Consider the following 20731-nt stretch of genomic DNA (forward strand, 5'->3'; position numbering starts at 1 on the left):
GGAGCTTTTATAAACTACTTTAGTTTAATTATCAATTAATTAAGCTAATTGAGCAGCAGCAATTTTTTTCGTATCTACATTTTTAGCAGCATCTGTATATTCAGACATTTGATCGAAGTTCAAGTACTTGTAAATGTCAGCAGACATGCTGTCGATTTGAGAAGCATACTGTTGGTATTCTTCAGGAGTTGGTAATTTACCAAGAACCGCAGCAACAGAAGCAAGCTCTGCAGAAGCTAAGTATACGTTCGCACCTTGACCTAAACGGTTCGGGAAGTTACGAGTAGACGTAGAAACTACAGTAGTGTTCGGAGCAACACGTGCTTGGTTACCCATACATAATGAACAACCTGGCATTTCAGTACGCGCGCCAGCTTTACCATAAATGTTGAAGAAACCTTCTTCCATTAACTGGTGTTCGTCCATACGCGTTGGAGGAGCCAACCATAGACGAGTAGATAAAGAACCACCAGGAACTTTGTCTAGAAGTTTACCAGCTGCACGGAAGTGACCGATGTTCGTCATACAAGAACCGATGAATACTTCATCAATCTTGTCGCCTTGAACGTCAGAAAGCAGTTTCGCATCATCTGGATCGTTCGGGCAGCACAGGATAGGTTCGTTGATGTCAGCAAGGTCAATTTCATACACTTTAGTGTATTCAGCATCAGCATCAGCTTTCAGCAGTGATGGGTTCGCTAACCATTTTTCCATGTTCTCAACACGGCGCGCCATAGTACGAGCATCGCCATAACCTTGTGAAATCATCCACTTCAGCATGGTGATGTTAGAACGTAGGTATTCAGCAACTTTCTCTTCAGAAAGCGTGATCGCACAGCCTGCAGCAGAACGTTCAGCAGAAGCATCAGACAATTCGAATGCTTGCTCAACAGTTAAGTCTGTTTCCATTTCTGTTAAGTCGATCTCTAAGATACGACCAGAGAAGATGTTTTTCTTACCTTTCTTCTCTACAGTCAGGTCACCTTCTTTAATTGCGTAGTAAGGAATCGCGTGTACCAGGTCACGTAGAGTGATACCAGGCTGCATTTTACCTTTGAACTTCACAAGTACAGATTCAGGCATATCCAGTGGCATAACACCAGTCGCAGCAGCGAACGCTACCAGACCAGAACCCGCCGGGAATGAAATACCAATTGGGAAACGAGTATGCGAGTCACCACCAGTACCAACTGTATCTGGAAGAAGCATACGGTTTAACCAAGAGTGGATAATACCGTCGCCTGGACGTAAAGATACACCACCACGGTTCATGATGAAGTCAGGTAGTGTGTGTTGCATTTGCACGTCAACTGGTTTTGGATACGCAGCTGTGTGACAGAAAGATTGCATTACCAGGTCAGCAGAGAAGCCCAAGCACGCCAGGTCTTTTAACTCGTCACGAGTCATAGGACCAGTTGTATCTTGAGAACCAACAGTTGTCATCTTCGGTTCGCAGTAAGTACCAGGGCGAACGCCTTGACCTTCTGGAAGACCACATGCACGACCAACCATCTTCTGCGCTAAAGTGAAGCCTTTGCCAGAGTCAGCAGGTTGTACTGGAGTACGGAATAAAGAAGATGGCTCAAGACCTAAAGCTTCACGTGCTTTACCAGTTAAACCACGACCAATGATCAGGTTAATACGGCCACCGGCACGTACTTCGTCTAGAAGCACTGGAGTTTTCAGTTCAGATTCAGCAATTTGTTCGCCGTTTTTGAACGCAGTTACTTTTGCAGCAGCGTGATCGATTTTCAGAGTGATTTCATCACCCATATTCATGTTAGAAACATCGATCTCAACTGGTAATGCACCCGCATCTTCCATGGTATTGAAGAAAATCGGAGCAATCTTACCGCCTAAGCAGTAACCGCCATCTTTTTTGTTTGGAATGTGTGGAAGTTCGTCACCGAAGAACCAAAGCACAGAGTTCGTTGCAGATTTACGAGAAGAACCTGTACCAACAACGTCACCAACGTAAGCAACCTGGTTGCCTTTCGCAATCAGTTCTTTAATTTGGTTTAATGGACCAACTTCACCAGGAACTTCTGGGTTGATACCATCACGAACGTTTTTCAGCATTGCATTTGCGTGCAATGGAATGTCTGGACGGCTCCACGCGTCTTGTGCAGGTGACAAGTCGTCAGTATTCGTTTCGCCTGTTACTTTGAAAACAGTCAGTTTGATTTCTTCTGGAACGTCTGGACGGCTAGTGAACCATTCAGCTTCAGCCCATGATTGAAGTACTGCTTTCGCATTGTCATTGCCCGCTTTTGCTTTTTCAGCAACGTCATGGAATGCATCAAATACAAGCAGGGTTTTCTTCAGAGCGTCAGCCGCTAAACCACCAAGTTCAGCATTTTCCAGAAGTTCAACTAAAGGCGCTACGTTATAACCACCAAGCATAGTACCTAGTAAGTAAACCGCACGTTCTTTAGAAACTAATGGAGAAGTCGCTTCGCCTTTTGCAACAGCAGACAGGAAAGCAGCTTTTACATAAGCAGCTTGGTCTACACCCGCTGGAACACGGTTTTCAAGCAAATCAACCAAGAAAGCTTCTTCACCAGCTGGCGGGTTTTTTAATAATTCAACTAATGCAGCGGTTTGAGCATCATCAAGTGGCTTCGGTGGGACTCCGAGTGCGGCACGTTCTTCAACGTGTTGGCGGTAAGCTTCTAGCACGGTGTTATTCCTCTTTTTTAAAAAATTACCTGTGAATTCCAGCTTGTTCAAAGCTTCACAAGTAATATGGACTGCAAAATTTTACTAAAATTCCAGTTAAAAGTTAATGCAAGGAAGGTGTTTCTTTGTGATGCTCATTATTTTATAACTAAATGATGTTCATATTGTTTATACAATAATCAAGCGGAGCACGTTTAGACCCGTCATTGCTGCTTTTAATCCACTTTAACCGAATTCTAAATAGAAAAAAGGCAACACTATGCTGCCTTTTCCGGGTTCCAATTACTATTCAACCTTAGTGTACCGTTGTACTGTTTAAATATTGCTGCAGATGTTCGCGGCTACCCTCAAATTTGACCTGAATTTGATCTTCATGCAGGGTACTATGCCCGGCACTGGCAAAGGAGATATTGACCTGATAACGCTTGCTGTCAGCATCAATAAGTTGTTGAAAATAGACTTTATCTCCAATACTGAGCACATAGTTGCTATTGCCAATAATGGTCACGCCCTGTTCATTTTCCAAGAGCAAATCTGCATGATGCAGATACCCAACCACGTCCATGATGTGCTCCTTTCTTCTGGCTATTGTTAAATCCATTATTCATTAAAAAGATAAGCTTTTCTATATTGATGCTAAAGAAAAGTGTCACAATATATATTTATATTGCTTAGGCTATTTAGAAGTAAGTAGAGGAAGAAATAGCAGACTCAATATCTGCTTAAAATATAAATCAACGCAGCGAATTTTGATTATTGTTATCTATATGCAGAAATAGTGAGCACAAAAAAATGCCAGATCACAAATATGTCATCTGGCATTTTGGGTTCATGACTTAAAAACGTCGATAATCCGGCATTTCGTCATACGGCGTAGCCAGACATTTTTCTGTATATTGCGCTTTAATTTTCTCACGCGCGGCATCTACATCACCCTTCACTTCCTGCTCAGGCATGGCATAGACCGTTTCAATAATCTCAAAAATAAATTTGCGTGTGGTTTCATCTTCTACTTTGTCCGCATGAGCCAGTGCCTGATCTTTTTCAATGGCATTTTGACGATCCAGCATGATGGTTCGTGCTGCATTACCAACACTGGTACAGTAACCTTTCCATTGCTCTTCCGGGGTTAAGGGCTTTTTCTCTGCACAGCCGGCCAATGCAATTAAGGCAGCCAAAGCGAATAGTTTGTTCATGCATACTCTCCTATTTCCGCTATGATAATCAAAGTTATCCTGAATGAGAAATCGGCCAGAAATAATGCGCCCGTGTTGAGCGCATTTTATAGTCCAGATTAGACGGCTTAGAAACGCCAGTTATAGAAAATATCCACGGCACGTTCCAGCGACTGACTGGCTTCCAGATACAAACGTTTGTTCATCTGATAACGCAAAGTCAGCTTGTTCACCGGGGTAAACACGCCCACGCCATAACGGATAAACAGATCCGGAGTGATATAACCGGTCAGGCTGACCTGGGTATCATCACCCGTACCTTGAGCATCTAAGGCCAGACCGCTTAAACCAAAGGTACGCCCAATCTGGTTGGTCAGGGCTCGCGTGCCGCCTAAACCAAGACTGATACCTGCCGCCGCAATGGTATTGTTGACATCGGAACGGAAACTGTCGGTCTGGCTTAAACCGCTGGCACCTTCGTTAATCCGGCCGGTAATCAGGGCATTTAGTGCTTCCTGCTCGGACAAGCCGGCATCGTTATAGACCTGAATATTCGGACCAGAAGCCGTTCCGGTCACCCGCACCCCGACTACGCTGCCCTGTACGCTCTTGTTGGCATCAATATCTAGACTCGGGTTGGCTAATGGTCCATTAAAACGGGCGATGGCACGGTTTAAATCCAGACTTTGGCCATAGGCTTCAATCTTGACGCGCTGGCTAACCCCAATTGCACCATTGGCGCGCATGGCGGTTTCCAGACCACGCTGACTCAGATACAGACGGCCCACCAGTGGAATACGGCTGTCAAAGCCCTGGAAGATGACCTGATCGCCCAGATTCAGTTCCAGATCGGCACGAATATCCCAAGGACGCGCAGAGCGTAATACCGCCAGCTGGTCTTGCCCTTCATGCACCACACGCACATCCGAAGACAGATTCACCACCGGATCGGAAGCCTCAGGCATGGAAATTAACGCACGCGGCACATCGACCTTGCCATTTAAGCTTAAACGTTTCTGAGTCGGGAAAACCTCCATGGATAAATCCGGCGTCACAATGGCAGTAATTAGCGGCGCCTGACGCACCAGCAGATTATCCCCTTTTAAGTTCAGCTGAATTTTCGGTACGCCTTTCCAGTCAACATGACCGGTTAAATGTCCCACGCCCTGACCACTGTTAAATGCGCCATTAATTGTGGCCGAATCCTGTCGAATCGAGGAATACAGCTGCACATTGGTCAGGTTCACCGGCAAGGAAATCATGCTGATGGCACCATCTTTCAGACGCATTTCACCGGTCAGTAATGGCTGGGTTAACGTACCGCCGACCTTACCGGCAAAGGACAATACCCCAGCCATAGAACGCACATCGGCAATAAACGGCTTAAAGACTTTTAACTGCACTTCATTAAAGGCAATTTCACCGCGCATCGGCTTACGCTCGGTATATGGATCAATAATAACATTGGCATAACCGGCACCAATTTCCGGGGTTTTCAAATCCAGTCGAATTTGCAGACCTTCAGCAATACTTTTAGCCACCACAGCGACCTGATCATAGCTTAAGGTCGAGCCCAGCTCTTGCGGGTCATCACCTGCCAGCCCAATGACCCCATTACGGGTTACCAGACGTGCATCAATTTTTGGACGCTGACCTTGTGCCCAGGAGGCTTTGGCATGTCCATTGACTTTACCGGTAATCGCCAGACCTTCCGGCATAAAGGCGGCAAAATCGTTCAGGTCGACATTGCGGGTTACAAAGGACAGATTACCTCGGTTTTTATTGACCCGAATAGGCTGGTCAAAACACAACTGGCTTTGCTGGCTCATCCAGCAATGCGCACCCACAAACAGATCGCTGGTTTTGGTCTGGAAGATGACCGAGGCATTCTGACGCTGCACCAGACGGGTTCTTAAGGAGTCAAAATCACCTTTCTGGATTTGACCCAGCCAGTTATTTTCAGCATTAAAGCCGCCGGCCAGCTGCACATAGAAGCTACTTAAACGGTTTTCCGCTTTCACTTTCAGCAGATGCGCCTGGCGGGTACCGGCCAGTGAAATCTCGCCTTTTTGAATTTCACGGTTGCCGCTACGTAAATTTTCCAGACTGGCTGTGAGCAAGGTTGGGGTATTTTCCGAGGTCGGCAATTCACCGCGTAAACGCATTTTGCGCACGCTAAACAGGTTATTTAAACCAAAATCATCGACCACCAGATTGGCGGTGGCCTGCAAACGTGGTTGCGACTGCACATTTAAATAGCCATAAGCACGGCCACGCAAACCGGCATACAGTTCATACAGTGCTGGTGCATTCAGTTTGATTCTCAGGTTTTGTGCATTACCAGTAGCCTGAATCTGGTTCTTGGCATAGGCCAGATATAAATTATTGGCCTCAAACTGCTGCGGCAGGAAACCTTGCTGATTGGCATCCATCAACAGGGCCAGATTACCGGTACCACGTACCGGTTTATTGTTGATCATGCCGGCCAGATTGAGCTTTTCAATATTGATGCGTTTAAGCTGATCTGACCAAACCCCTTGGGTACGTACATTGCCCGACAGCTCGCCGCGCACACTCGAGACAAAATAATGCGGTTTAAAGCGGATTAAAGAGGCGTTTAGGTTCCAGCCAATGCCATTTTTCAGGTTCAGCATACCATTGGCCAGAATCTGCCCGGCCACACCGTCATGACGCAGGTCTGAAATCTTGATCAGCTCCGGTGTACCGGACAGTTTCAGCTTTAAACTGCCCTGACTGGCTTGCAGCAGACTGCTGTTGAGTGCGCCATCATAATTGACCGCAAAGCTCTTGAAGCCGCCACCCGCACGCTCATCATGAAACAGCAAGGCCACGGTACTGTTCCCGGTCAGATGCACCGTTTCATCCTGCTCGGCCAGACGACCGCGTAAATCAATATTGTTTAAATGAATAATCTGCTGGTTTGGACGGGCAAAACCATTGGCCTGCAAACGGCCATTCAGCAGATTGACCGGAGCAGCATCAGCAATGATTTTCGGATTAAAATTATCCGCGTTTAAGGTAGCATTCCATTTGAGCTGGCGTTTGTCGGTTGGCAGTTCAATCAGCGCACGGCCCGTCAAGGTGCTGGCGCCGGCGTTATAACTAAAGCTAGGTACATCCAGATTATTGTTCTTCAGATTCAGCTCGGCCTTGTACATGCCCGCTGGTAAAGCACCCTGCTCATGCTGCGCCACCTGGGTTGCGACAAAAATCTTTTGCTGGCCTTCGACCAGAGCCATCTGCACATCACCCGATTCACTGGATAACCAGCCAATATAAGGCATCGCGCGGTCAATATTGTTCCAGCGTACATCCAGCACCATGGGGTTTGGCTGGCGGTTTTTCGGCGCATTCTGATCCAGTTTCAGGTTCCAGGTTTCATAGCGGTCAAAATCGACCTGCGCCGTCAGATGGGTTCCATTTTCTAAATGGCCTTTAGAGGCAATTTGAGCATCCAGACTTGGCGGCAGAAAATCCTGCACCACCTGCGGAATGAGTGGGTCTTTCGGATTAATCTTGTCCAGGCGACCGGTAATATCCCAGCTGACGCGCTCGTTCCAGCCGACCACACCAGCCACATTCACGGCGCCCTGCATCAGCTGGCCATTTAAGTTGCTGATGTTCAGCTGATTGACCAGATCGGTATGCATGAGCGCGGTATATTGTCCTGTTGGAATATCTTTACCCATCAGATCGGTAGCGACATCTAAATCCAGACGCTTGATATCACCCTTAAACTTGGCTGTGCCGTCTTCTGTATACAGCTCCCAGTCTTGTAACAGCGGCCAATGGTATTGATTAAACTGCAGCTCACCAAACATCGGCACATTTTCACGCATTGGATGCAGCACCACCCAACCGGTGAGCAAATCGGGCGTATAGGTCGCCACCCCGGCCTGAACGGTATCTAAAGACCCTTTGGCGACGACTTTAATATCATGAATATTCAGGCTGTTGTTTAACGAAGGTAAATTCACATCGCCAATGGCATTCAGCGGATATTTGCCATAAAAATCCATATCGCCGCTGGCATTTTTGACCGACAGATAATCCATACGCATACTGGAATCTTCAAATTCCAGTTTGGTGCCCGACCACAGCGCATTGTTCAGGATTACATCATAAAAATTGACTTTGCTGCCAGCTGAAGTCTGAATCAGCAAACGGTCCAGATCGGCATGATCAAGCCGGAGTACAAAAGGCAGACGGATTTCATTAAACTTGAATGGTCCATCACTTGGCGGTCCTTTGGTGGTAATTTGCAGATTACGCACATCGGCATGGGTAAAATGGATTTCCTTATTCAGCACGGCGCGCCAGCCCAGCATGACATCAGCGCGGTCAATTTTGACATCCACCGATTTCAGTGTGACCAGAATATTGCGCAGGATAATACCGCGCAATAAGTTCCCGCCTTCATATTCATACTGAATGATCTGCTGACGTTCCAGCACCCGGTCAAGCAGGAATTTACTGCCACGGTCGGTCGAGAACATGATTGCCAAAGCCGATACCAGCAACACCACCATAAACAGCAGTGACAACAAGGCACTTCTGACTATTCTGCGCTTTTTGGGTACAGGCGCGGGTGTATTTGGTTGCTGTTCAACTTCAGCCATAGTTCTCTCTAAATCTTAATTTTATAATTGCGAGCCAATAAAGAAATGCAGACGAATTGGATGATTCTCATCCGAAATGCCCGAAGCGACATCAACCCGAATCGGGCCAATTGGGGATGCCCAGCGTACCCCTAAACCGACACTGTATTCGGTCGGATTGCTAAAATCGGCATCATAAGCATTACCAAAATCGCTAAAAATTGCTGCGCGCCAGCCTTCCCTGAACTGATAGTTATATTCCAGTGAGCCCACCCCAAGTGCTTGTCCACCAATTTTAAAGCCATCAATTTGCGGAGACAGGCTCTTAAAGTCAAAACCGCGAATGGTCTGATCCCCACCGGCAAAGTAACGTAGATTATAAGGCACTTTGCTAAAATCTTCGGTCACGATATAACCCAGATCGGCACGACCAACAAACTGATGATCGTTATTTTCACCCAGAGAATAAATAAAACGCCAGCCGGCATTTAAAATTGCCATATCGGCATCGGACAACAGGCTTTCACTGCCGAGTTCAACTTTATAAATCTGCTTGAAACCACGGGTCGGATTGACACGCGGGCTGCTGTCGGTACGTGACAGTTCATAACCAAACAGTAAAGATTGCTGCTCGGTGGAACCATTGCCAATAAAGGCGTCAGGAATCTTGTCAATATCGACCACACCGTTCTGGGTTAAACGGTCCAGACGGTAACGCAGACCATAAGCATGTTGCCAGCTGCCACGCGGATTTTTAATAATCCGGTCGGCGCCGGCCACTGCCGATTCAATTAACAGGTCATTACCGGCAGAAACATCGCTACGCTCTTCACGTTCATAACCGGCCACCAAGGTAATATAGTCATTCAGTGGATGATTATAAGGAATGCTATAGCGGCCATCTAAAGACTGGCGGATTTCAGACAGTTCCAGGTTGGCGTCGAAGGAATGACCACGACGGTTAACAATGGCCCGGCGATACTGGCCACGTACACGCATTCCGGTATCTGTGCCATAACCGGCACCAACTTCTGCACTGTTCAGTTTGTCGGCGTTCAAAGTCACAATCACCGGAATTTTCTTTTCCAGACGTGCCTGTTCTTTTAGCCGCTCTTCTTCTGATTGCTGGGTTTGCTGTTCGACCCGTAGCTGACGGATGTTTTCATTCTGCTCCGCTTCCTGAGTACCAGCAAACTGGTCTTCATCCACCACTGACTGGGTCACTTCTTCAGTCGAGCTTAAATCTTTCTGGTCCTGAACCGGCTGGAAATCTTCAGCAGAAAGTTTGCGCTGATCAACCAGGGCCTGAATATCCGGTGGCAATTCTGGGGGGCGTTCCAGCGGATCGGGACGCATGGTATCGACCAGCGTATAGTTAAAATAACGTGAGTTGGTCAGGTTATTGGCCAGACCGTTGACCCGCCAGAAGGTGTAATCGGCGCCATCTTCCCACGGCACCATGCTTTCTAGAATATCCATATCCAGAGGAAATTCCTTGCTCGGATCACTCATCCGGAACTGAGCTGGTCCAAGCGTATAACGCTCGCCGGTTTCATAGCGCAGGTTAATATCGGCAGTATTTTGCGGCTGCGCCACTTTCACGTCATGCAGGCGCCAATAGCCATCAAAGAAACCGTTGTTGGAGGCAGCATCATTAATCCGGGTTTTGGTCTCTTCATACAGACCGTGGTGAAACACATCGCCCACATCCTGATCGGGCAGGACGCGAATTACCTGGAACTGTGCCAGATTCTCACCTGGGCCGCTAAATTCAATATTCTGCTCCTGCACACGCACCGGTGTATTTGGTGTGACCAGAACCCGCACCCGGCTGTCATTCAGCTTTTCAAACTTGAATTCGGCATGATAAAAGCCGACGGCCTGTGCCGCCTGATTGGATAAAGAACGCAACTGCGGTAAAGCCGAGGGAAAATCGGCAAAAGATTCCTGGGTAAAACTGGACAGTTTGCCGCGCACATTGACACGCAGATTTTCCAGTGCCGTGGCATAGGCCTCTGCGGAAACTTCACCACTATTCTCGGCGCCGGTAATCACCACATCGGCACTAATCCGGGGCACCCGTGCAGTATTTAACTCACGCGGTGGACGTACCTTATACAGCAAGCGCCGGAAAAAGCCCGGTTTATCGGCATCGGCCACTTCTGTATTCAGGCCCAACTCCGTCAGGGTTCGGCCGGAGGTATTAGCTTCCACCACAATCTGGCTGTCGGCGCGGATACTGTCCATCAGCTGGTCGACATTGACCGGAGACTGGTTAATTTCAGCCAGTTCCTGCTGGGTGGCATCATTAATCAGTACTTCGGTATTCTGCTCGGCGCGATACTGGCGTGCTTCCTGTTTGGCCTGTTCAGCGATCTGGAAAATTTCTGCAGCCATATTGGCATCGACCGGCATTACCGGCAAATCATCCAGATTTTCCAGTTCAATTGGCTGAAAAGCGGCTATCGGTTCATTGCTATTTTTCTGCTGTTGCAACATCTCCAGGCTGTCCGGCTCAGTGCTGGGCGCCTGAAAATTTTCAATTTTTTCTAATTCTTCAGGGGTATCTTTACCTTGGCTGAGCGCCAGATCGCGAATTTCCTGTTTCATGTCGGCCGATGCGACCGGATCGCTCGCCGGTTCCGCCACTGCGGGAGGATTTTGACTAAAGCCCTGCTGTGCGACTAAACTTAAAAAGATGCTCAGACAAAGTTGTCTGGAATGCCTCCACTGAATTATGGCATGCATACTGTTAGACAGCGCAGACTTTTTAAAAGTTCGGTTCACAAGCATAGAAAACTCTAAATTTAATCTTTTTAATGGAAAAATCCGCAATGAAATGTTCGCTAACAGACTCTAATTTATTGGATTTTTTCAACAGTGAAAACACTGCAAAATATCATACATGATTTTCGGGCAATTATATCAATTGGTCACATTTCTTAATAAAACTAATGAAGTCCACTTCTTATGGAAAAAAATGAAAATTTGCTAGCCACACGACGCTTCTTGCCCATGTTCTGTACCCAGTTTCTGGGCGCGCTGAATGACAACGTGTTTAAGCAGGCTTTGCTGCTGGTGATTACCTATGGCTGGATCAGTCAGCAATCTGGCAGTATCAGCACCCTGAATAATCTGGCAGCACTGCTGTTCATTTTGCCCTATTTTATTTTCTCGGCCACAGCCGGACAAATTGCCGATAAATATGAACGCTCGCAGCTGGTGCGTTATTTAAAACTGCTGGAAATTGCGGTGATGTTACTGGCCACGGTCGGCTTCCTGATTGGCAACTTATGGTTGCTGATGTTTGCCCTGTTTTTAATGGGTACCCAATCGACCTTTTTTGGTCCCATCAAATATGCGATTTTGCCAGAAATCCTGAAACCGAATGAGTTGATGTCGGGAAATGCGCTGTTCCAGTCCGGCACCTCAATTGCCATTCTGGTCGGGATGATTCTAGGCGGCGCAGTGATTTCCCTCTCCGCTGGTAATTTACTCTGGATCAGCCTGACCGTGCTGGCTATTGCCGTGGTCGGTTATCTTGCCAGCCGTTTTATTTTAAAACAGCCGATTGCTGCACCGCAGTTACAGGTGGACTGGAACTTTTTCCGTACCAGTATTCAAACCTTAAAATATGCCAAAAACCTGCCGCTGATTTTTCTGATTTTACTCGGTAATTCCTGGTACTGGTTTTACGGCGCGACGTATCTGACCCAAATTCCGCAGCTGACCCAGCAAAATCTGCATGCTTCTGAAAATGTGGTCAGCTTATTGCTAACTTTCTTCTCGGTCGGGATTGGTGTCGGCTCATTACTCTGTCGTAAAATTGGCGGTACCGAGGTAAATATCAAGATGGTGCCGATTGGTGCAGTCGGTTTAACCGTATTTGCATTTTATCTGGCCGCCGCCCTGGCCTTTGTACCACCACAAACTGGCGAACTGCTGGGCTTAAGTGAAGTCTTTCAGCAAGGCTGGAGTTATTATCATGTGATGCTAGCCGTGACCTTGCTCGGTATTAGCGGTGGTTTTTATATTGTGCCCCTATATGCCATGATGCAGGCCTATTCACCGCGCTCGCATCGTGCCCGGGTGGTGGCAGCCAATAACATTTTAAATGCGATTTTTATGGTTTCTTCAGCCATCTTCTCGATTATTATTTTAAGCGTGCTGCAAATTGACCTTAAAATTCTGTTTTGCATTACTGCTGTTTTAAGCGCCATATTCACCATCTGGCTCTTGTTTAAACTCAAGTCTATGCTTGATACTGCAGCAGACCCTCTGGAGGATTAAATTCATGCGTCATTACACCGGTCTCGACAAGTTTATTCATTCATTTGATCAGGCCTTACGCAGCCTGGTTCCGGGCGTCACCTCGGCTCAGCGCGATAATCCTGGGCAAAATACTCCAACTCAATTAGCAGTGAGTGAAGCGCGTCATGTGGCGGGATTAATGCGGGTCAATCATAGTGGTGAAGTTTGTGCGCAGGCGCTGTATCATGGTCAGGCACTGACAGCGAAGCTCCCGAATGTACGCCGCGAAATGGAACAGGCCGCCATTGAAGAACAGGATCATTTGGCCTGGTGTGAAGACCGTTTAAAAGAACTGGATAGCCATACCAGCCTGCTCAATCCGGTCTGGTACGGACTATCTTTTGGCATGGGCGCTATTGCCGGAATTGCCGGAGACAAATATAGCTTAGGTTTTGTCGCTGAAACTGAGCGTCAGGTCAGCCTGCATTTAGAAGATCATATTCGTCAATTGCCGGCACATGATGAACGCTCGCGCAAAATTCTGGAACAAATGAACGAGGATGAGCTGCATCATCGTGATACGGCGCTAAATGCAGGCGGGGTTGATCTCCCTGCGCCTGTACGTATTGCTATGACCGGTATTTCAAAACTGATGACCAAGACTAGTTATTATATTTAAGCGTTTTATCTTCATCATGTTTGATGAAAGATTCCAAAAACAGCCTGCATCCTCGCAGGCTATTTTATCATGCGTGTGCAAGCTTAAGTAAAATCAACACGACCAATTTATCTACTTAATTTAAAAAGCCCGGTATAAAACCGGGCTTGCTGATGAGTCATGTCATCTTCACGCTGAACATTGAATCACAGGAAATGGATGGGGCTGGTGGGCAAATGCCGCATTGTGCCACAGCTCAAACATCGGGATTTTTACATCCAGCGCCAGCGGTAATTTCTTTGGATTAAATTGCATTTGCTCTAGGCTTGTCCCCCAAGCAATTAAATCCACATCTAAACTGATTTGATGTGAAGGTCGTACCCGCCCGGAATCTGCTTCTAACTGTTTTAGCAAGGCCAGAATCTGCTCGACACTGTGTTCACTCTTGAGCAGACAGGCGGCATTCCAGTAATCCGCACCAATCCCATCCCGGCACGGAATCAGATAAATCGAGGAACACTGCAAACGCCCCAAACGCGACAGCGCAGCAAATGCCTGTTGAAAATGCTGTTCAGGATGAGAATTACTCGCCAGTGCTAGGGCGAAAATCGTTTCGGTGGCGTTCAAGACGAATTCCTACAGATTGGGCTTGCGGGATAATGGCAGGCTTGCGGATGCTAATCATAATCGATTCAACTGTAGGATAGTGAGCAAAAAGTGCATCCAGCACCAGCTTTGCTGCATGTTCAATCAATTTTGGCTGAGCGGCCTGAATCACTTGCGCAGAAATTTCGCAAATTTCGGCATAGTTCAGGGTATCTTCCAGTTCATCAGAACAGGCAGCCTGCTCCAGACTGCACTGAATGCTTAAGTCCAGCAGCAAAGGCTGGATAATCTGACGCTCCCAGTTAAAACAGCCCACCACTGTTTCGACCTTTAAGCCTTCAATAATAATTGCGTCCATCGGATTACTCGGGCGTGTATAACGTGAATCATCACCTGCTTGCTACATCAGCATCACGTGTGTCGCTTTGCGATGTAGCAGCAGCTTGCTTGTTATATAAAAGCTGGGCGATGTCTATAAATTAATGTTTGAGCAGCAGATTTGGGTCCATACTTTGTACCATCTGCAAGCGCTGGTCGGCATAAATGTCGGTATACGGCGCCAGGATACGCATGAAACGGTCAAAGTACAGCATTTGCTTGAACAGCAGCGCGAAATCACGCGGGAAACGGATGCCATGACGTTCACCAACCGCCACCATATCCATCATGATGTCATTTAAATCGGCCGGATTTGAACTGAGGATTTCCTGTGGATCGGCCAGCAGTACACCACTAAACAGACGTTCCAAATCTTGCGCCAGCACTTGGGTGTTAATCTGGGTATCGGTCATGCCCATTTTCAGCATGTTTTCCGCCATCAGCGTGTAGTCGGTATTCTGCAAGGCATCCATAAAGGCGATACAGGCCGTCCAGACTTCAGGCTTCAGCTGCCCGACAATACCAAAATCAATAAAACCGACGCGGCCATCTTCCAGCAGCATCAGGTTGCCAGCATGCAGGTCGGCATGGAAACTGTTACACATCATCAGGCTGCCAAACCAGGTATTCATGGCGGTAATTAACACCTGCGACGGGTCTTTGGCATACTGTTTTACCACTTCAAAATCGGTTAAAGGCACCCCGAAAAGACGCTGCATGGTCAACACCCGGCGAGTGGAATACTGATGATAAACCTTCGGCGCTGTTGCAGCCTGATTCTGGGTCAGGTTCAGATAATTGACAAAATCATCCAGGTTTTTGGCTTCTTCAATAAAGTCGACTTCGCGCACCATACGGACTTTAATTTCTTCGACAATATCGGCCAGAGAGGCGAATTTTACTTTTGGTACGGCTTTTTCCAGCAGCTTGGTGGCCCAGTGCAGCACATTCAGGTCAGTATATAAAATGGTTTCCACACCCGGTTTCTGGACTTTAATCACCACATCTTCGCCCGAGACCAGCTTGGCAGCATGCACCTGGGCAATGGAAGCCGAAGCCAGCGGGGTTTCATCAATCGAGGCAAAAATTTCGCCTAAATCACGCCCGGCGAATTCTGAAGCCAGCACCTGCTGTACATAGCTAAACGGCAATGATGGAGTTTGATCTAAACAGCCCTGAAACTCTTCCACATACTCACGTGGAAACAAAGACGGCGTGCTGGCAATAAACTGTCCCAGCTTGATATAGGTTGAACCGAGCGATTCAAAGGTTTCACGCATCAGTTTGGCATTGCTGGGTTTTTCAGTCGCATATTTCAGGCCGGCTTTGGCCGCCACGACCGCCGTTTCGCCCATACGCGCCACGGAACGAAGGCCATCTAACCAGATATTGTTTTTCATAATGTCTTCGATGAAATTAAATTTGAGTCAGTGTAGCAAAAAATTGATGTCAGATAGATTTATCTTGCCTGACAGCATGGGCAATTTCGGTCTTTTTCAAACGCCAGCAGGCGCTGTTTTAAACTCAGCCCATCCCAGAGCAGCAGCTTCTGTTTTAACGCAGCAATTCCCAGACCTAAATAGATCAAGGTATGATGCGCCTGTAAACTGGCCATCACATTCGGAGTCGTGGCCAGCACACCAGAATCGGCGCAGCGCAGGCTTTCATTGGCCTGATCTTCTTTTGGAAACAGGCATTCATAGCAGGCCGAATCACCTTCTACCATAAACAACTGGCCCTGAAAACCAATGGCCGAGGCACTAATCAGCGCCACCTGATGCTGCACACAAACACGGTTGACCAGATAGCGGGTACTGAAATTATCGCAGCCATCTAAAACCAGATCCTGCTGGGCAATCAGTCCGATAGCATTGCTGTCATCCAGTTTGGCTGTGATGGCCTGTACCTGAATATGCGGATTAATCTTTTGCAGACGCTTGGCCAGAATGTCGGCCTTATAGAAGCCTAAATCTTCTGCGCTATAGGCAATTTGACGTTGCAGGTTACTGATTTCAATCGTATCTGCATCAATGAGGGTGATTTTTCCGACCCCGGCGCGCGCCAACAGTTCAGCACTGCTACAGCCGATACCACCACAGCCGACAATCAGCACATTGGCCAGTTTTAATTTTTCCTGCGCTTCGATGTCCCAGCCATCCAGCAAAATCTGGCGACTATATAAATGCATTTCTGCATCGCTCAGTTCCTGCCAGTTATCCTCAAGTGTCACCATTTATCTTCCTGTTTTTTGCTGGCTATAGTGTAATTCGATTGATTTTTTTTAACAGCCTTACCCACCGTTTTTTTGGTTTTCGCCGCCCTTCGTTTTATATATGACCTCTTGGTCTGGATGATATGTAAACAACTGTCTTGCCTGATGCGCTTTTGTTGAGCGCAGATATTGTTTTACCCTGAATCTGTATGAGTTAGGTGAGACCGCTACGCGAAGCACAAAAATCGTTTTACTCTGCTTGTGAATGAGTTCTTTTGCGTAAAAGCGCATTTACTGACATCAGGAGCAAAGCACATGAACGATCAACATAACCGCGACAAATTATGGGAACTGATTAAAGATGTACGCTTCACCATGATCAGTCACCACACCGAAACCCAAGAAATTCATGCACAGCCAATGACCATGCTCAATTCTGAAAAGCTGCATGAACGTCAGAATTTGTATTTTATTTTGCGTGACAGCAATGATCTGGTTACAGCTGTGACCAGCGGCCGTAACCAGATTGGTCTGGCGTTCTCCAAACCCTCAGACGGGATTTATGTGTCGATGAGTGCACATGCACAAATCAGTACAGATCGTGCCCTGATTGATCAGCTCTGGAATCCATGGGCGGAAAACTGGTTTAACGGCAAGGATGATCCTTCGGTGCGTGTTCTGGTGGCAGAAGCGATTAGTGCCGAATACTGGAATGTCACCGACAATAAAGTCACCCAGTTATTTAAAGTACTGAAAGGCAATCTGACCGGTAAAACTGGTGAACCCAATTCTGAACACCAGAAAATGGATTTATAACAGCCACATATACGCCTTGAAATAGCCATAAAAAAAGTCACGCTTTGACCTGTATTTTGCAGATTCTTGCGTGACTTTTTATAGATAAAAATAAAACTGATAAAAATCAATACCAAGAAACCAAATGTAATGACATACAAATTACATAAATTAAATAATTTTAATTGTCTTCTATCTCCTCTTAACTGACTTTTTCCAACAGTATCTGTTTATCAATTTCCTGCTGCTTAAGGATATTGCGTTGAATCTTGCCGCTGGAGGTTTTGGGTAAAGCCTCGACAAATTCAATCTCTTTCGGATAAGCATGTTTGGATAAACGTGAACGCACATAATGCTGTAGTTTTTGTTCCAGTGCCGGACTTGCAGCAAATTGTGCTTTTAGCACCACAAAGGCTTTAACGATTTCAGTACGCGCCGGGTCCGGTTTACCCACCACGGCTGATTCCAGCACTTCCTCACATTCCAGCAAGGTGCTTTCGACATCAAACGGTCCGACCCGATAGCCCGAAGTTGTAATGACATCGTCTGCACGCCCAATAAAATCAATTCCGCCCAGCTCATTTAAACGCACCGTATCACCGGTTAAATAGTACTGGCCCACAAAGGATTTACGGTTATGTCCGGCATAGCCTTTAAACCACATTAATGGAGATTGTGATTCATCCAGCGCCAGCGTGCCAATTTCACCCGCGGCAACTTCCTGATGCTGTGCATTTAATACCGCAAAACGATGTCCCGGAATGGCATAACCGGCCGAGCCCACTTTTTTGTGATGTTCCAGCGCATGATGATTGGCAATCACCATGCCCAGTTCAGTTTGTCCGTACTGATCGTAAACATTGACCTCGAGATCCTGTTTAAACCAGTGAATAACTTCTGGGGTTAGTGGCTCACCGGCACTGCTGACCACGCGCAAGGTTTTAGGTACACCGGCAAATTTTTCTTTAAAGCCAAAGAACATACGAAATGCTGTTGGTGAACCGGCCAAATTGCTGACCTGATATTTTTGAATGACTTCCAGTGCATGATCGACACTAAATGGTCGTTCATCCATGATAATACTGTGCCCCAGACTGAGCGGCCCGGTAATGCCATAATACAGCCCATAGGCCCAGCCCGGATCGGCCAGATTCCAGAACGAATCTTCAGCACGTAAATCGACCGCATACTGCATATAACCTTTAAAGGCCAGCAAGGCTTTTAAAGGCACCGGCACCGATTTTGCCAGACCCGTGGTGCCCGAAGTAAACATCATCAGGAAGTCATCTTCAAAGCTGCGCAGTACCGGCTCAAAACTGGCAGAATGCAGATTCAGCTGCTGCCAGAAATCGGCATCACTTGTTCCAGCGGCTTCGGCACCGACGGTTAATATACCAATCTGCTGCAACGAACTGAGTTTGGCGCGTTGCTCGGTATGGGTCACAATAAAGCGGGTATTGGCAGTCTCCAGTCGATGTCCAATCGCTTTCGATTCAAATGCCGTAAATAGCGGCTGATAGACCGCGCCCATCCGCCAGGTGGCCAATACGGTAATCAGTAATTCCGGAGTACGTGGCAGCAGACCGGCAATACAGTCGCCTGCTTTTAAACCCTTTTCTTGAAAATAATTGGCCAGCTTGCCTGAAGCCTCAGCCAGCTGATCAAAGCTCCAACGGGCTGATTCACCCTGCTTACCCTCCCAGATCAAAGCGGTGTGCTGCTGTCCAGAATATCGACCACAGCATTCGGTATAGGCATTCAGCGCCTGTGCCGTTCCCTGTAACTGGGTAGCAATCAGTTGTTCCAAATTAAAATCTTGATAGGCGTCTTGCAACGTTTTCATGGGGGCAACCTCTTATCCTTCGGGGCGATTGATCTGCAAAAACATCCGTATTGCAGAACGTGTTCCTTGTTGTTTTCATGCCATCGGGCTGATGGTCTGCAGTCCATCCGACTGCAGGGTTATTTCTTATACTGCTGTTTTTAGGTTGTGCCCATGCAAAGTGGTCTTCACATGGGAGATGGGTTAGATGATGAATAACATCTTATGCTTCAGTTCAGCATAAGGACGGCGCGACTGCAATTTCCATTGGCCTCAATCGTGATGCCGTGTTTGAACATATTGCTGTATCAACGCCGGTTTAAGGCTGGGTCACAGCCCGGGCAATCACCAAACGCTGAATATCCGAAGCACCTTCATAAATCTGGCTAACCCGAACATCGCGGTAAATCCGTTCTACCGGGAAGTCGGACACATAACCATAACCACCATGAATCTGGATGGCATCGGAGCAGACGCGCTCTGCCATGGTTGAAGCAAACAGTTTGGCCATCGAAGCCTCTTTTAAACACGGTAAACCGGCATCTTTTAAGCTGGCTGCATGCAAAATCAACTGACGCGCCGCTTCAATTTGCGTGGCCATATCGGCCAGACGAAAAGCCACTGCCTGATGTTGCACGATCTCAACCCCAAAGGCTTTACGTTCATTGGCATATTCCACGGCGGCATCTAAAGCAGCACGCGCCATCCCCACCGATTGGGCAGCAATCCCGATCCGGCCTGACTCCAGATTGGACAAAGCAATTTTATAGCCTTCGCCTTCCTGACCGAGCAGATGATCAGCTGGAATACGGCATTGATCCAGCACAATAGTCGCCGTATCGGAACAATGCTGCCCCATTTTGTCTTCTAAGCGCGACACGATATATCCGGGGTTCTCGGTCGGGACCAAAAAGCAGGAAATGCCTTTTTTGCCGGCAGATTTATCGGTCACGGCAAAGACTAAAGCCAGCTGGGCGTGTTTACCGGTGGTAATAAACTGCTTGGTGCCATTTAATATCCAGCTGTCACCATCACGTTCAGCCTTACATTCGATGGCACTGGCATCGGAACCGACTTGCGGTTCGGTCAGGCAAAAACAGCCTAACCATTCACCGGTCGCCAGTTTGGTCAGATAATGCTGTTTTTGCGCTTCAGTGCCATAGCGCTGGATGATGCCGCACGGCAAGGAGTTTTGCACACTCACAATCGTCGAAATCGCACCATCTCCTGCGGCAATTTCCTCTAAAGCCAGCACCAGCGAAATATAGTCCAGACCGGCACCGCCCCACTGTTCCGATACGGTCATGCCCAGTGCACCTAAAGCGCCCAGCTCTTTCAGTTCCTGTGCCGGAAACTGTGCGGTTTTATCGCGTTCGGCCGCGGTCGGTTTCAATTTCTCCTGCGCATAGCTACGCATCATGTCCTGAACCATTTTTTGTTGTTCATTTAAAATCATTGCTTTCTCGTTCTCATTACGTTGGATTCGGCTGAAGTACGCTGGCTGATCTAAAAACTTGGGGGATGGTCTAGCTGCAG

At 47.4% G+C, this 20731-nt stretch carries 14 protein-coding genes; 3 read left to right on the forward strand and 11 right to left on the reverse strand.

Annotation, left to right across the window (positions count from 1 at the left end):
• Positions 1 to 39 precede the first annotated feature (39 nt).
• The 5 genes from FTU54_RS00205 to FTU54_RS00225 form a co-directional block, all read right to left on the reverse strand.
• Positions 40 to 2679, reverse strand: coding sequence for a bifunctional aconitate hydratase 2/2-methylisocitrate dehydratase (locus FTU54_RS00205; RefSeq protein WP_104498267.1), 2640 nt, complete (start codon positions 2677 to 2679; stop codon positions 40 to 42).
• 295 nt (positions 2680 to 2974) lie between these two features.
• Positions 2975 to 3244 (reverse strand): hypothetical protein, encoded by a 270-nt coding sequence (locus tag FTU54_RS00210; protein WP_180074223.1) that lies wholly within the window; start codon positions 3242 to 3244, stop codon positions 2975 to 2977.
• 271 nt (positions 3245 to 3515) lie between these two features.
• Positions 3516 to 3875, reverse strand: coding sequence for a hypothetical protein (locus FTU54_RS00215; protein ID WP_180074225.1), 360 nt, complete (start codon positions 3873 to 3875; stop codon positions 3516 to 3518).
• Between the two features lie 107 nt (positions 3876 to 3982).
• Complete coding sequence (locus FTU54_RS00220; protein WP_180074227.1) at positions 3983 to 8494, reverse strand: translocation/assembly module TamB domain-containing protein; 4512 nt, start codon at positions 8492 to 8494, stop codon at positions 3983 to 3985.
• 21 nt (positions 8495 to 8515) lie between these two features.
• Positions 8516 to 11266: an autotransporter assembly complex family protein gene (locus FTU54_RS00225; RefSeq protein ID WP_180074229.1), complete on the reverse strand. Its 2751-nt coding sequence runs from the start codon at positions 11264 to 11266 to the stop codon at positions 8516 to 8518.
• A 177-nt stretch (positions 11267 to 11443) separates the two neighbouring features.
• Between FTU54_RS00225 and FTU54_RS00230 the strand changes: the two genes are divergently transcribed.
• Together FTU54_RS00230 and coq7 are read left to right on the forward strand one after the other, a co-directional pair.
• Entirely contained in the window at positions 11444 to 12763 is a 1320-nt protein-coding gene (locus tag FTU54_RS00230) for an MFS transporter (RefSeq protein WP_016659084.1), read from the forward strand.
• A 4-nt stretch (positions 12764 to 12767) separates the two neighbouring features.
• On the forward strand, positions 12768 to 13403 hold the full coding sequence (gene coq7, locus FTU54_RS00235; protein ID WP_005178679.1) for a 2-polyprenyl-3-methyl-6-methoxy-1,4-benzoquinone monooxygenase: 636 nt from the start codon (positions 12768 to 12770) through the stop codon (positions 13401 to 13403).
• 168 nt (positions 13404 to 13571) lie between these two features.
• Here coq7 and FTU54_RS00240 read toward each other — a convergent pair whose 3' ends face one another.
• The 4 genes from FTU54_RS00240 to FTU54_RS00255 all read right to left on the reverse strand — a co-directional run bounded on the left by FTU54_RS00240 (position 13572) and on the right by FTU54_RS00255 (position 16599).
• Complete coding sequence (locus FTU54_RS00240; protein ID WP_005178682.1) at positions 13572 to 14009, reverse strand: 2-amino-4-hydroxy-6-hydroxymethyldihydropteridine diphosphokinase; 438 nt, start codon at positions 14007 to 14009, stop codon at positions 13572 to 13574.
• A complete protein-coding gene (gene folB, locus FTU54_RS00245; protein WP_016659086.1) occupies positions 13966 to 14346 on the reverse strand; it encodes a dihydroneopterin aldolase in 381 nt (126 codons plus the stop codon). Before folB ends, FTU54_RS00240 begins: the two co-directional genes overlap by 44 nt.
• A gap of 121 nt (positions 14347 to 14467) precedes the next feature.
• Positions 14468 to 15766, reverse strand: a complete 1299-nt coding sequence (locus FTU54_RS00250) for an AarF/ABC1/UbiB kinase family protein (protein WP_016659087.1) — start codon at positions 15764 to 15766, stop codon at positions 14468 to 14470.
• A gap of 59 nt (positions 15767 to 15825) precedes the next feature.
• Positions 15826 to 16599, reverse strand: a complete 774-nt coding sequence (locus FTU54_RS00255) for a HesA/MoeB/ThiF family protein (protein ID WP_180069658.1) — start codon at positions 16597 to 16599, stop codon at positions 15826 to 15828.
• 294 nt (positions 16600 to 16893) lie between these two features.
• Between FTU54_RS00255 and FTU54_RS00260 the strand changes: the two genes are divergently transcribed.
• Positions 16894 to 17394 (forward strand): pyridoxamine 5'-phosphate oxidase family protein, encoded by a 501-nt coding sequence (locus FTU54_RS00260; protein ID WP_005178694.1) that lies wholly within the window; start codon positions 16894 to 16896, stop codon positions 17392 to 17394.
• A gap of 181 nt (positions 17395 to 17575) precedes the next feature.
• On the opposite strand, the gene FTU54_RS00265 is transcribed toward FTU54_RS00260, so the two are convergent.
• Positions 17576 to 19216 carry an AMP-binding protein gene (locus FTU54_RS00265; protein WP_180074231.1) on the reverse strand — a complete coding sequence of 547 codons (1641 nt, stop codon included), beginning with the start codon at positions 19214 to 19216 and terminating at the stop codon, positions 17576 to 17578.
• A 298-nt stretch (positions 19217 to 19514) separates the two neighbouring features.
• Positions 19515 to 20651 carry an acyl-CoA dehydrogenase family protein gene (locus tag FTU54_RS00270; protein WP_016659090.1) on the reverse strand — a complete coding sequence of 379 codons (1137 nt, stop codon included), beginning with the start codon at positions 20649 to 20651 and terminating at the stop codon, positions 19515 to 19517.
• Positions 20652 to 20731 lie beyond the last annotated feature (80 nt).

The organism is Acinetobacter sp. YH12116 (assembly GCF_013418895.1).
Lineage (GTDB): Bacteria > Pseudomonadota > Gammaproteobacteria > Pseudomonadales > Moraxellaceae > Acinetobacter > Acinetobacter indicus.

Coding starts and splice junctions, on each gene's coding strand:
- FTU54_RS00210 (WP_180074223.1), bottom strand. CDS start 3,244: ATGGACGTGGTTGGGTATCTGCATCATGCAGATTTGCTCTTGGAAAAT.
- FTU54_RS00215 (WP_180074225.1), bottom strand. CDS start 3,875: ATGAACAAACTATTCGCTTTGGCTGCCTTAATTGCATTGGCCGGCTGT.
- FTU54_RS00220 (WP_180074227.1), bottom strand. CDS start 8,494: ATGGCTGAAGTTGAACAGCAACCAAATACACCCGCGCCTGTACCCAAA.
- FTU54_RS00225 (WP_180074229.1), bottom strand. CDS start 11,266: ATGCTTGTGAACCGAACTTTTAAAAAGTCTGCGCTGTCTAACAGTATG.
- FTU54_RS00230 (WP_016659084.1), top strand. CDS start 11,444: ATGGAAAAAAATGAAAATTTGCTAGCCACACGACGCTTCTTGCCCATG.
- coq7 (WP_005178679.1), top strand. CDS start 12,768: ATGCGTCATTACACCGGTCTCGACAAGTTTATTCATTCATTTGATCAG.
- folB (WP_016659086.1), bottom strand. CDS start 14,346: ATGGACGCAATTATTATTGAAGGCTTAAAGGTCGAAACAGTGGTGGGC.
- FTU54_RS00250 (WP_016659087.1), bottom strand. CDS start 15,766: ATGAAAAACAATATCTGGTTAGATGGCCTTCGTTCCGTGGCGCGTATG.
- FTU54_RS00255 (WP_180069658.1), bottom strand. CDS start 16,599: ATGGTGACACTTGAGGATAACTGGCAGGAACTGAGCGATGCAGAAATG.
- FTU54_RS00260 (WP_005178694.1), top strand. CDS start 16,894: ATGAACGATCAACATAACCGCGACAAATTATGGGAACTGATTAAAGAT.
- FTU54_RS00265 (WP_180074231.1), bottom strand. CDS start 19,216: ATGAAAACGTTGCAAGACGCCTATCAAGATTTTAATTTGGAACAACTG.
- FTU54_RS00270 (WP_016659090.1), bottom strand. CDS start 20,651: ATGATTTTAAATGAACAACAAAAAATGGTTCAGGACATGATGCGTAGC.